13 protein-coding genes are annotated in these 12806 nt (G+C 52.7%); 9 read left to right on the top strand and 4 right to left on the bottom strand.

From position 1 onward, the window contains the following. Window positions 1-6: 6 nt before the first annotated feature. From FQ015_RS12255 to fhuB, 5 genes are all read left to right on the top strand, one after another. The gene (locus FQ015_RS12255) at window positions 7-1017 is read left to right on the top strand and encodes a fimbrial protein (protein WP_160524102.1); all 1011 of its coding nucleotides are present in this window, start codon (window positions 7-9) and stop codon (window positions 1015-1017) included. Window positions 1018-1231: 214 nt separating this feature from the next. Beyond that, window positions 1232-3475 (top strand): ferrichrome porin FhuA, encoded by a 2244-nt coding sequence (fhuA, locus tag FQ015_RS12250; RefSeq protein ID WP_160524101.1) that lies wholly within the window; start codon window positions 1232-1234, stop codon window positions 3473-3475. 50 nt (window positions 3476-3525) lie between these two features. After that, window positions 3526-4323, top strand: coding sequence for a Fe3+-hydroxamate ABC transporter ATP-binding protein FhuC (gene fhuC, locus FQ015_RS12245; RefSeq protein ID WP_039021632.1), 798 nt, complete (start codon window positions 3526-3528; stop codon window positions 4321-4323). Then, on the top strand, window positions 4323-5213 hold the full coding sequence (gene fhuD, locus FQ015_RS12240) for a Fe(3+)-hydroxamate ABC transporter substrate-binding protein FhuD (RefSeq protein WP_160524100.1): 891 nt from the start codon (window positions 4323-4325) through the stop codon (window positions 5211-5213). The genes fhuC and fhuD overlap by 1 nt, the downstream gene beginning before the upstream one ends. After that, entirely contained in the window at window positions 5210-7192 is a 1983-nt protein-coding gene (fhuB, locus tag FQ015_RS12235) for a Fe(3+)-hydroxamate ABC transporter permease FhuB (RefSeq protein WP_160524099.1), read from the top strand. The genes fhuD and fhuB overlap by 4 nt, the downstream gene beginning before the upstream one ends. 34 nt (window positions 7193-7226) lie before the next feature. Here fhuB and hemL read toward each other — a convergent pair whose 3' ends face one another. Next, on the bottom strand, window positions 7227-8507 hold the full coding sequence (hemL, locus tag FQ015_RS12230; protein WP_032302414.1) for a glutamate-1-semialdehyde 2,1-aminomutase: 1281 nt from the start codon (window positions 8505-8507) through the stop codon (window positions 7227-7229). Between the two features lie 165 nt (window positions 8508-8672). On the opposite strand from hemL, the gene yadX reads away from it, so the two are divergent. The 4 genes from yadX to erpA are packed head-to-tail and all read left to right on the top strand — an operon-like array spanning window position 8673 to window position 10579. Then, window positions 8673-8720, top strand: a complete 48-nt coding sequence (gene yadX / locus FQ015_RS24205; protein ID WP_211180485.1) for a protein YadX — start codon at window positions 8673-8675, stop codon at window positions 8718-8720. An 11-nt stretch (window positions 8721-8731) separates the two neighbouring features. After that, window positions 8732-10153: a H(+)/Cl(-) exchange transporter ClcA gene (gene clcA, locus FQ015_RS12225; RefSeq protein WP_160524098.1), complete on the top strand. Its 1422-nt coding sequence runs from the start codon at window positions 8732-8734 to the stop codon at window positions 10151-10153. A gap of 23 nt (window positions 10154-10176) precedes the next feature. Next, window positions 10177-10242, top strand: a complete 66-nt coding sequence (gene yadW / locus FQ015_RS12220; protein WP_120795373.1) for a small protein YadW — start codon at window positions 10177-10179, stop codon at window positions 10240-10242. Then, window positions 10235-10579 (top strand): iron-sulfur cluster insertion protein ErpA, encoded by a 345-nt coding sequence (erpA, locus tag FQ015_RS12215; protein ID WP_001295564.1) that lies wholly within the window; start codon window positions 10235-10237, stop codon window positions 10577-10579. Before yadW ends, erpA begins: the two co-directional genes overlap by 8 nt. A gap of 46 nt (window positions 10580-10625) precedes the next feature. Here the strand turns inward: erpA and FQ015_RS12210 are convergent, their stop codons facing one another. The 3 genes from FQ015_RS12210 to mtnN are packed head-to-tail and all read right to left on the bottom strand — an operon-like array spanning window position 10626 to window position 12778. After that, on the bottom strand, window positions 10626-11249 hold the full coding sequence (locus tag FQ015_RS12210) for a TRIC cation channel family protein (protein ID WP_000964221.1): 624 nt from the start codon (window positions 11247-11249) through the stop codon (window positions 10626-10628). 37 nt (window positions 11250-11286) lie between these two features. Then, window positions 11287-12087: a vitamin B12 ABC transporter substrate-binding protein BtuF gene (btuF, locus tag FQ015_RS12205; protein ID WP_001306218.1), complete on the bottom strand. Its 801-nt coding sequence runs from the start codon at window positions 12085-12087 to the stop codon at window positions 11287-11289. Then, window positions 12080-12778, bottom strand: coding sequence for a 5'-methylthioadenosine/S-adenosylhomocysteine nucleosidase (mtnN, locus tag FQ015_RS12200; protein WP_000689844.1), 699 nt, complete (start codon window positions 12776-12778; stop codon window positions 12080-12082). The genes btuF and mtnN overlap by 8 nt, the downstream gene beginning before the upstream one ends. Between the last annotated feature and the right edge of the window lie 28 nt (window positions 12779-12806).

Raw genomic sequence — 12806 nt, 5'->3', positions numbered from 1 at the left:
TGAATAATGAAGCCAGGATTTTTCTCTTATGTAAAAACATTACTGACTATAATATTTCTTGCCTTAGTTGCCATTCCTGAGGTTTTCGCCGGTTGCAGCATTTCGGGAAATGGGGGAAATCCGGCAAAAATAGAATTCTCAGTTCCAGCGTTAGATGTTAATAACGATGCAGAGCCGGGAACGATTATTACCACACTCGAAGCTACTAGTAATTCAATTTCAGTTTCCTGCTCGGCGAATGGTGACATTTGGCAAGGGTTTACCGTCTTGACAAATAGCGATTTGCGTACCGATAACCCCCTTCATGATGTGTTTCAGACGAATGTTCCAGGGATTGGTTTTCGTGCTGCATGGGCGAATAACGTTAATGCGCAACTCACCTCAGGTTATTTAATAACACCATGGCATAAAGGCTCATCAATAGTGAATAGAGGATATGTTTATCCGATAAAAATACATGCAGCTATTCAGTTTGTTGTGACAGGGCCTGTCGGTAATGGGGTCATTGACACCAGTAAATTAGTTGCTGACTGGAAGTATGACAATCTTGTTATAGGACAGCTTCGTTTTATTTCTGTGCCGGTAAATATTATACCAGGGACATGTGATCTTATTAATAAGAATATTACCGTTCCACTCGATGATATCGGAACAGATGATTTTGATGTTAACAATGTGTCACCGGTAGTTTCTGATGATAGGTTTTCAATTCATATTGAAAATTGTTCCCAGGATGTAAAGGTTGATTACCGTTTCACCTCCGCAGGATCCACGGGGATAACGAGTAATAATATTCTCAATATTGAGTCTGGATCGGGGATGGCGGAAGGTGTTGGCCTGCAGATCCTGGACAGTAATAACAATGTTATAGCATTTGATACAGAGTATACTGTTATCGAAAAAACTACTTTAAATCAAAATATTAACATCCCATTAAAGGCGCGTTATATCAAAACGGGTAATGTAAAAAGTGGTCTGGTTAATTCTGTCGCCACCTTTGAAGTGTATTATCGATAAGCTTTCCCTGACTCCTATTTCATAAATGTTAATGTGATTTTACTTTGCAGTGCAATCATTAACATTTTTTGATTCCTCTGGTTGATTCTTGAACTTTTATATTGAACTGAAGGGGATGCTACTTGCTATCGCCGTAGCGTTTCGAATATTATCTTATCTTTATAATAATCATTCTCGTTTACGTTATCATTCACTTTACATCAGAGATATACCAATGGCGCGTTCCAAAACTGCTCAGCCAAACCACTCACTGCGTAAAATCGCAGTTGTAGTAGCCACAGCGGTTAGCGGCATGTCTGTTTATGCACAGGCAGCGGTTGAACCGAAAGAAGACACTATCACCGTTACCGCTGCACCAGCGCCGCAAGAAAGCGCATGGGGGCCAGCTGCAACTATTGCGGCGCGACAGTCCGCTACCGGCACCAAAACCGATACACCGATTCAAAAAGTGCCACAGTCTATTTCTGTTGTGACCGCCGAAGAGATGGCGCTGCATCAGCCGAAGTCAGTAAAAGAGGCGCTTAGCTACACGCCGGGTGTCTCTGTTGGTACGCGTGGCGCATCCAACACCTATGACCACCTGATCATTCGCGGCTTTGCGGCAGAAGGCCAAAGCCAGAATAACTATCTCAACGGCCTGAAGTTGCAGGGCAACTTCTATAACGATGCGGTCATTGACCCGTATATGCTGGAACGCGCTGAAATTATGCGTGGCCCGGTTTCAGTGCTTTACGGTAAAAGCAGTCCTGGCGGCCTGTTGAATATGGTCAGCAAGCGTCCGACTACTGAACCGCTGAAAGAAGTTCAGTTTAAAGCCGGTACTGACAGCCTGTTCCAGACCGGTTTTGACTTTAGCGATGCGCTGGATGATGACGGTGTTTACTCTTATCGCCTGACCGGTCTTGCGCGCTCTGCCAATGCCCAGCAAAAGGGCGCGGAAGAGCAGCGTTATGCCATTGCGCCAGCGTTTACCTGGCGTCCGGATGATAAAACCAATTTCACCTTCCTTTCTTACTTCCAGAACGAGCCGGAAACCGGTTATTACGGCTGGCTGCCGAAAGAGGGAACCGTTGAGCCGCTGCCGAACGGTAAGCGTCTGCCGACAGATTTTAACGAAGGGGCGAAGAACAACACCTATTCTCGTAATGAGAAGATGGTGGGCTACAGCTTCGATCACGAATTTAACGACACCTTTACTGTGCGTCAGAACCTGCGCTTTGCTGAAAACAAAACCTCGCAAAACAGCGTTTATGGTTACGGCGTCTGCTCCGATCCGGCGAATGCTTACAGCAAACAGTGTGCCGCTTTAGCGCCAGCCGATAAAGGTCACTACCTGGCACGTAAATACGTCGTTGATGATGAGAAGCTGCAAAACTTCTCCGTTGATACCCAGTTGCAGAGCAAGTTTGCCACTGGCGATATCGACCACACTCTGCTGACCGGCGTCGACTTTATGCGTATGCGTAATGACATCAACGCCTGGTTTGGTTACGACGACTCCGTACCGCTGCTCGATCTGTACAATCCGGTGAATACCGATTTCGACTTCAATGCGAAAGATCCGGCAAACTCCGGTCCTTACCGCATTTTGAATAAGCAGAAACAAACGGGTGTTTATGTTCAGGATCAGGCGCAGTGGGATAAAGTGCTGGTCACCCTGGGCGGTCGTTATGACTGGGCGGATCAAGAGTCTCATAACCGCGTTGAAGGGACGACCGATAAACGTGATGACAAACAGTTTACCTGGCGTGGTGGTGTTAACTACCTGTTTGATAATGGTATAACACCTTACTTCAGCTATAGCGAATCGTTTGAACCTTCTTCACAAGTTGGGAAGGATGGTAATATTTTTGCGCCGTCTAAAGGTAAGCAGTATGAGGTCGGCGTGAAATATGTACCGGAAGATCGCCCAATTGTGGTTACTGGTGCTGTGTATAATCTCACTAAAACCAACAACCTGATGGCGGACCCTGAGGGTTCCTTCTTCTCGGTTGAAGGTGGCGAGATCCGCGCTCGTGGCGTAGAAATCGAAGCGAAAGCGGCGCTGTCGGCGAGTGTTAACGTAGTAGGTTCTTATACTTACACCGATGCGGAATACACCACCGACACTACCTATAAAGGCAATACGCCTGCACAGGTGCCAAAACACATGGCTTCGCTGTGGGCTGACTATACCTTCTTTGACGGTCCGCTTTCAGGTCTGACGCTGGGCACCGGTGGTCGTTATACTGGCTCCAGCTATGGTGATCCGGCTAACTCCTTTAAAGTGGGAAGTTATACGGTCGTGGATGCGTTAGTGCGTTATGATCTGGCGCGGGTCGGCATGGCTGGCTCCAACGTGGCGCTGCATGTCAACAACCTGTTCGATCGTGAATACGTCGCCAGCTGCTTTAATACCTATGGCTGCTTCTGGGGCGCAGAACGTCAGGTCGTTGCAACCGCAACCTTCCGTTTCTAATTTCTCTTTTGGGGCACGGATTTCCGTGCCCGTTTCACAAGTTGGCTGTTATGCAGGAATACACGAATCATTCCGATACCACTTTTGCACTGCGTAATATCTCCTTTCGTGTGCCCGGGCGCACGCTTTTGCATCCGCTGTCGTTAACCTTTCCTGCCGGGAAAGTGACCGGTCTGATTGGTCACAACGGCTCTGGTAAATCCACGCTGTTAAAAATGTTGGGCCGCCATCAGCCACCGTCAGAAGGTGAAATTCTTCTTGATGCCCAGCCGCTGGAAAGCTGGAGCAGCAAAGCGTTTGCCCGCAAGGTGGCTTATTTGCCGCAGCAGCTTCCTCCGGCAGAAGGGATGACGGTGCGTGAACTGGTGGCGATTGGTCGTTACCCGTGGCATGGCGCGCTGGGGCGCTTTGGCGCGGCAGATCGCGAAAAGGTCGAAGAGGCTATCGCGCTGGTTGGCTTAAAACCGCTGGCGCATCGGCTGGTCGATAGCCTCTCTGGCGGCGAACGTCAGCGGGCGTGGATCGCCATGCTGGTGGCGCAGGATAGCCGTTGTCTGTTGCTCGACGAACCGACCTCGGCGCTGGATATCGCCCACCAGGTTGATGTGCTGGCGCTGGTGCACCGTTTAAGTCAGGAACGTGGTCTGACGGTCATTGCCGTGCTGCACGATATCAATATGGCTGCGCGTTACTGTGATTATCTGGTCGCCCTGCGCGGCGGTGAAATGATTGCTCAGGGAACGCCTGCGGAAATTATGCGCGGCGAAACCCTCGAAATGATTTATGGCATCCCGATGGGTATTTTGCCGCATCCGGCGGGTGCTGCACCTGTGAGTTTTGTTTATTGATGAGCGGCTTACCTCTTATTTCGCGCCGTCGACTGTTAACGGCGATGGCGCTTTCTCCGTTGTTATGGCAGATGAATACCGCCCGCGCGGCGGCTATTGATCCCAATCGTATTGTGGCGCTGGAGTGGTTGCCGGTGGAATTACTGCTGGCGCTCGGCATCGTACCTTACGGCGTGGCGGATACCATCAACTATCGCCTGTGGGTCAGCGAGCCACCATTGCCGGATTCAGTGATTGACGTTGGTTTGCGTACAGAACCTAACCTTGAACTGCTGACCGAAATGAAACCGTCGTTTATGGTCTGGTCGGCAGGGTATGGCCCTTCACCAGAAATGCTGGCACGCATTGCGCCTGGGCGCGGATTTAACTTCAGCGACGGCAAACAGCCGCTGGCGATGGCGCGTAAGTCACTGACGGAAATGGCAGATTTACTTAACCTGCAAAGCGCAGCAGAAACGCATTTAGCGCACTATGAAGACTTTATCCGCAGCATGAACCCCCGCTTTGTGAAGCGTGGTGCGCGTCCGTTATTACTGACGACACTTATCGATCCGCGCCATATGCTGGTCTTCGGCCCGAACAGCCTGTTCCAGGAAATTCTCGATGAGTACGGCATCCCAAATGCCTGGCAAGGAGAAACCAACTTCTGGGGCAGTACTGCCGTCAGTATCGATCGTCTGGCAGCGTATAAGGACGTTGATGTGCTCTGTTTTGATCACGACAACAGCAAAGACATGGACGCACTAATGGCAACCCCGCTGTGGCAGGCCATGCCGTTTGTCCGTGCCGGACGCTTTCAGCGCGTCCCCGCAGTTTGGTTTTATGGTGCGACGCTCTCGGCAATGCATTTTGTGCGTATTCTGGATAACGCCATTGGAGGTAAAGCGTGAGTAAACGTATTGCGCTTTTCCCGGCGTTATTGTTGGCGCTGCTGGTGATTGCCGCAGCAATGCTCACCTGGATGAACTTCTCTCAGGCGCTGCCGCGTAGTCAGTGGGCGCAGGCCATCTGGTCGCCGGATATCGATGTCATCGAGCAGATGATTTTTCACTACAGCTTGCTGCCACGTCTGGCGATTTCGCTGCTGGTGGGGGCGGGCCTGGGGCTGGTGGGCGTGCTATTTCAGCAAGTGCTGCGTAACCCGCTGGCGGAGCCGACCACGTTGGGCGTCGCAACTGGTGCGCAACTGGGAATTACTGTCACTACACTCTGGGCGATCCCTGGTGCGATGGCGAGCCAGTTTGCTGCGCTGGCGGGGGCTTGCGTTGTTGGCTTAATTGTCTTTGGCGTCGCGTGGGGGAAACGGCTTTCGCCGGTAACACTGATCCTCGCGGGGCTGGTGGTGAGCCTTTATTGTGGGGCAATTAATCAGCTACTGGTTATCTTCCATCACGACCAGCTGCAAAGCATGTTCCTGTGGAGTACCGGAACGCTGACGCAAACCGACTGGGGCGGCGTTGAGCGTTTATGGCCACAGCTGCTGGGCGGCGTGATGTTGACGTTACTGCTACTTCGTCCATTAACCCTGATGGGGCTTGATGATGGCGTGGCGCGTAATCTCGGACTGGCTTTATCGCTCGCGCGTCTGGCGGCGCTGTCGCTGGCGATAGTCATCAGTGCTCTGCTGGTGAACGCGGTGGGGATTATCGGCTTTATCGGGTTGTTCGCGCCGCTGCTGGCAAAAATGCTGGGGGCGCGGCGTCTGCTGCCAAGACTGCTGCTGGCGTCACTGATTGGTGCGCTGATCCTCTGGCTTTCCGATCAAATCATCCTCTGGCTGACTCGCGTGTGGATGGAAGTTTCTACCGGTTCGGTCACTGCGCTCATCGGTGCGCCGCTGCTGCTGTGGCTGCTGCCGCGTTTACGCAGCATTAGCGCGCCGGATATGAAGGTGAACGATCGTGTCGCTGCTGAACGCCAACATGTGCTGGCGTTTGCCCTCGCGGGCGGCGTGCTGCTGTTGATGGCTGTGGTGGTGGCGCTGTCGTTTGGTCGTGATGCGCACGGCTGGACGTGGGCGAGCGGGGCGTTGCTCGAGGATTTGATGCCCTGGCGCTGGCCGCGAATTATGGCGGCGCTGTTTGCGGGCGTCATGCTGGCGGTGGCGGGCTGTATTATTCAGCGGCTGACCGGAAACCCGATGGCAAGCCCGGAAGTGCTGGGGATTAGTTCCGGCGCGGCGTTTGGTGTGGTGTTGATGCTGTTTTTGGTGCCGGGTAATGCCTTTGGCTGGCTGTTACCCGCGGGCAGTCTCGGCGCGGCGGTGACGCTGTTGATCATTATGATCGCTGCCGGACGCGGTGGATTTTCCCCACACCGCATGTTACTGGCGGGGATGGCCTTAAGTACCGCGTTCACCATGCTTTTGATGATGTTGCAGGCAAGTGGTGACCCGCGAATGGCGCAAGTGCTGACGTGGATTTCCGGTTCGACCTACAACGCGACCGAGGCGCAGGTCTGGCGCACGGGAATTGTGATGGTAATTTTGCTGGCGATTACCCCGCTGTGCCGCCGCTGGCTGACCATTTTACCGCTGGGCGGTGATACCGCACGAGCAGTGGGAATGGCGCTGACGCCGACGCGAATTGCGCTACTGCTGCTGGCGGCTTGCCTGACGGCGACCGCGACAATGACCATTGGACCGTTGAGTTTTGTTGGTCTGATGGCACCGCATATCGCGCGGATGATGGGCTTTCGACGGACGATGCCGCATATTGTGATTTCGGCGCTGGTGGGGGGATTACTGCTGGTGTTCGCTGACTGGTGTGGGCGGATGGTGCTGTTTCCATTCCAGATCCCAGCGGGGCTGCTGTCGACCTTTATCGGCGCGCCGTATTTTATCTATTTGTTGAGAAAGCAGAGCCGTTAATAAAATGCCTCGCCCGGTGGGCGAGGCAAAATCATCACAACTTCGCAAACACCCGACGTGCAGCATCGATGGTGTTATTGATATCTTCCATGCTGTGCGCCACAGACATAAAGCCCGCTTCAAATGCCGACGGTGCCAGATACACACCTTCATCCAGCATCATATGGAAGAAACGCTTAAAGCGCTCGACGTCGCAGGCCATCACATCCTGATAGCACGTCACGGACTCGGCGTCGGTAAAGAAAATACCGAACATGCCGCCAACATGGTTAACGACCAATGGAATTCCCGCTTCTTCTGCCGCTTCCCGCAGACCTTCTGCCAGACGTGTTGTCAGCTCATCCAGCGTCTCGTGAACGCCCGGCTGCGCGACTTCATTCAGACAGGCGAAACCGGCTGCCATCGCAATCGGGTTACCGGAAAGCGTACCCGCCTGATAGACCGGACCGGTCGGGGCCAGCGCATCCATCACATCACGACGACCACCGAATGCGCCTACCGGCATTCCACCGCCGATGATTTTGCCCAGGCAGGTGAGGTCTGGCACCACGTCGTAATAATCCTGCGCGCCAGCCAGCGCCACGCGGAAACCGGTCATCACTTCATCGATGATCAGCAATGCGCCAAATTCGTCGCACAGTGCGCGCAGACCCGGTAGGAACTCTGGCAGCGGCGGAACACAGTTCATGTTGCCTGCTACTGGCTCGACAATAATACAGGCAATCTCTTGCGGGTATTGCTCAAACGCGGCGCGTACAGAGGCCAGATCGTTATAAGTACAGGTTAATGTATGTTTGGCGAAATCTGCCGGAACGCCCGGCGAGTTTGGCTGGCCTAACGTGAGTGCGCCAGAACCGGCTTTTACCAGCAGGCAGTCAGCGTGACCGTGGTAACAACCTTCAAATTTAATGATTTTGTCGCGACCGGTAAAACCGCGGGCCAGGCGGATGGCACTCATTGTCGCTTCAGTGCCGGAGTTCACCATGCGCACCATATCCATGGTCGGGACCAGTTCGGTCACCAGTTGCGCCATTTTCACTTCCATTTCGGTCGGTGCGCCAAAGCTCAGACCGCGTTCGGCGGCTTCAATCACGGCATTGCGGATCGCCGGATGGTTATGGCCCAGCACCATCGGCCCCCAGGAACCGACATAATCGATATAGGCTTTGCCATCAACATCGTACAGATAAGCGCCGTCCGCTTTTTCGATAAACAGTGGAGTGCCGCCCACGCCGGTAAAGGCGCGAACAGGGGAGTTCACACCGCCAGGGATCAGCTCGCGCGCTGCGCTGTAAAGATTTTCAGACTTACTCATGGAGGGTTCCTGATTCGTAGAAAAAGTGAATGGCTGCTATTCTATGTTATTCATAACAAGTTAAATACTCGTCAAACGTCAGGTTGCTTGTGCTGGTGCAATCCTGATTTCATAGAGTATAAAAGTTTTGTGCATTTGAAACATTACGCTTTGCAAAGGATTTTCATGGAACGTGCGAGTAAAATGCCGTCATCTTATTTGTATGACCAATAAGTGATCATTGGATGAAAACTGATACTCCCTCTTTAGAAACACCGCAGGCTGCGCGCCTGCGACGCAGACAACTGATTCGCCAACTTCTTGAGCGCGATAAAACCCCGTTAGTCATTTTGTTTATGGCTGCCGTCGTCGGCACGCTTGTCGGGCTGGCAGCTGTTGCTTTTGACAAAGGCGTCGCCTGGTTACAGAACCAACGGATGGGGGCGCTGGTCCATACTGCCGATAATTATCCGCTACTGTTAACCGTCGCTTTTCTCTGTTCGGCGGTGCTGGCGATGTTCGGCTACTTTTTGGTGCGCAAATACGCGCCGGAAGCCGGTGGCTCGGGGATCCCAGAAATTGAAGGGGCGCTGGAAGATCAACGTCCCGTTCGCTGGTGGCGTGTATTGCCGGTGAAATTCTTTGGCGGGCTTGGGACACTCGGCGGCGGCATGGTGTTGGGGCGTGAAGGGCCAACCGTGCAGATCGGCGGTAATATCGGTCGGATGGTGCTTGATATATTCCGCCTGAAAGGTGATGAAGCGCGCCATACGCTGCTGGCAACCGGTGCAGCAGCGGGTCTGGCTGCGGCCTTTAATGCGCCGCTGGCGGGTATTTTGTTTATTATCGAAGAGATGCGTCCGCAGTTTCGCTATACGTTAATTTCGATTAAAGCGGTATTTATTGGTGTCATTATGTCGACCATTATGTACCGGATTTTTAATCATGAAGTTGCGTTGATTGACGTCGGTAAACTTTCTGACGCGCCGCTTAATACACTGTGGCTTTATCTGATCCTCGGTATTATTTTTGGCATTTTCGGCCCTATTTTTAATAAATGGGTGCTGGGGATGCAGGATTTGCTGCACCGTGTGCACGGCGGCAATATTACCAAATGGGTACTGATGGGCGGTGCGATTGGCGGTCTGTGTGGATTGCTGGGGTTTGTGGCACCAGCAACTTCGGGCGGCGGCTTTAACCTGATTCCTATCGCTACCGCAGGGAACTTCAGCATGGGAATGCTGGTGTTTATCTTCGTCGCGCGAGTCATTACTACCTTACTTTGCTTCTCTTCCGGTGCGCCGGGCGGTATTTTTGCCCCGATGTTGGCGCTGGGTACTGTGCTGGGTACTGCTTTCGGAATGGTTGCCGTTGAGCTGTTTCCGCAATATCACCTTGAGGCGGGGACGTTTGCTATTGCCGGAATGGGGGCGTTACTGGCGGCATCTATTCGCGCGCCGTTAACGGGTATCATCCTGGTTCTGGAGATGACCGATAACTACCAGCTCATTTTGCCAATGATTATTACCGGTCTTGGCGCAACACTATTAGCGCAATTTACCGGCGGGAAACCGCTATACTCGGCGATTCTTGCACGCACGCTGGCGAAACAGGAAGCTGAGCAACTGGCGCGAAGCAAGGCCGCATCAGCCAGCGAGAATACTTGAACGAAATACCAGGGTATTAGATAATGGCGATTATTATTGGGTTAGAATTTGCCCAATTGCCGATGTCGTTTGGAGCAAAATATGAGTGATGACGTAGCACTGCCGCTGGAGTTTACCGACGCAGCAGCCAACAAAGTTAAAAGCCTGATCGCTGACGAAGATAACCCGAATCTGAAATTACGCGTGTATATCACCGGTGGCGGTTGCAGCGGCTTCCAGTATGGTTTCACCTTTGATGATCAGGTGAACGAAGGCGATATGACCATCGAAAAACAGGGCGTTGGCCTGGTGGTTGACCCGATGAGCCTGCAATATCTGGTCGGCGGTTCCGTTGACTATACCGAAGGTCTGGAAGGTTCTCGTTTCATCGTGACCAACCCGAACGCGAAAAGCACCTGCGGTTGCGGTTCTTCCTTCAGCATCTAATCTGTTGTTCATGTGCCGGATAAACTATCCGGCACATCTTCTCTCTTCAACGCCCATTCTCATCCAGCGCAAACGTCGGTAGCTTAAGATGCCAACGAATAGCCGCCAGCCGAATCAATAGCGTCACGACCATGCCCATCATACTGGCTGTTTCCAGTGGTACGGAAAATGTGTAATAAGCCGTAGCGTGGACAATACCGCCAATAATACAGGCAGTTGCGTAGATTTCTGTACGTAAAATCATGGGGATTTCGCGGGCCAGTACATCACGAATGATCCCGCCGCCAACGCCAGTAATGACGCCCATACAAACCGCGATTAACGGACCGGCTTCCGCATTAAAGGCTTTATTCACGCCAATGCCGACAAACACCGCCAGACCAACGGCGTCCAGCACCGGCAACATCCATTTTGGTAAGCGTCTTGGCTGGCGCACCAGCACGATGGTCAGCATGCTGGTTACCATTGCAACGACCAGATCGGTGGGATCTTTCACCCAAAATACCGGGCCGTGATCCAGCGCCATGTCGCGAATTGTCCCGCCGCCTACTGCGGTAACCACGCCCAGTACCAGAACACCAAAAGGGTCCATACGCAATTTTCCGGCTAACAAAACGCCGGAGATGGCAAATACCGCTGTGCCGACTATATCCAGCCAATAGACGAGCATTGTTCTATCCCCACTGAGCACCTGAAAAGATCAGGCGCTAATCTACCTGTGAAAGCGCATTACAGAGCTGTTGTGCAGCGAGGATAATACGTGGGCTTGCACGTTCAAACCAGTCACTCGTGAGAGGAATAACGGGAATTTTGAGCTGTTCACCCCAGTATTGTTTGATTTTAGGAATTTGGTCCGGTCCACCTGTAATGACAATCGCCTGTGGCGCGCGTGCTAACACCTGTTCGCGGCTAACTTGCGGCCAGGGAACCCGGCTGTCTTTAAAGATGTTTTCTCCGCCACAAACTTCGAGTACCTGGTTTTGAATCGACTCTTTTCCACTGGTAAATGGCGGATTAATGCCGAATTGCAGAAAAACACGTTTTTTAGGTTTATCAGCATATTGCGCTTTCAATTGTGCGTACTGGTCCAGCAGGGATTGCGCGGCTTGTTCAGCCTTGTCCGGTTGTGGGCTCCAGGGGGCCAGTTGACGTAACGCATTGGCAATTTGTTCAATGCTTGTCGCATCGACCCACATCACTTTTATTCCCAGCGAAGCTAACTGGTCAACCTGCCGCTCGGCATTACCTCCACGCCAGGCAATCACCAGATCGGGTTTAAGGGCCACAATGCGTTCGAGATTCATCCCCTGCCAGGTTGAAACCTGCTCAATCTTTTGCGCTTGTGGAGGGTAGTCGGAATAACTGCTGACCCCAACCGGCGTGATCCCGGCGGCAAAAGCAAGTTCAGTGTTGGCGGGTGAAAGCGTGATGACGCGCGGTGCGGCGTTGAGCCACAGAGGGGCGAGAAAAGACAGGGCGACCAGCGCCCTGAACAGTGACTTAGCCATGTGCCAGTTTCTGCACCAGTGACTCAACCATCAGGCTGGACTGTTTAGCAGCAACAGCCAGGAACTCATCGAAGCTAAGATGAGACTGTTGATCGGCCACGTCGGAGATGGCGCGTACGACAACAAACGGGACGTTAAAATTGTGGCAGACATGAGCGATTGCCGTCGCTTCCATCTCTACTGCAATGGCCTGCGGGAAGTTGTGGCGGATTTTCGCCAGGCCAACAGAACCGTTGATGAAAGCGTCGCCGCTGACAATCAGGCCACGTACAGCGTTAAGATTCAGTTCGGCAATGCAGGCCTCAGCGGCAGCGATCAGTTTATCGTCAGCTTTGAAGCCAGCCGGGCAGCCAGGTAACTGACCGTATTCGTAACCAAATGCCGTGACATCCGCGTCGTGATAACGTGCTTCGTCCGAGACAACGATATCGCCCACTTTCAGCGTTGGTGCCAGGCCACCGGCAGAACCGGTGTTAATAATCACATCTGGCTTGCAGTGTTCCAACAGCAGAGTGGCACCCAGCGCCGCAGCGACTTTACCGATGCCCGATTTCAGAAGCGCAACCTCGGTTCCATTCAGTTGGCCGGTATAGATTTCGCAACCGCCCAGACTGATAGTTTGACGGTTTTCGATTTTGTCACGCAGCAGCGTAACTTCTTCTTCCATTGCACCAATGATGCCGATTTTCATAGATTTACTCGCGATAAGCCCGATTTGA

The organism is Escherichia sp. HH26CH, from assembly GCF_009820205.1.
GTDB lineage: Bacteria > Pseudomonadota > Gammaproteobacteria > Enterobacterales > Enterobacteriaceae > Escherichia > Escherichia coli_F.
This window is presented reverse-complemented; position numbering and strand designations above follow the sequence as displayed.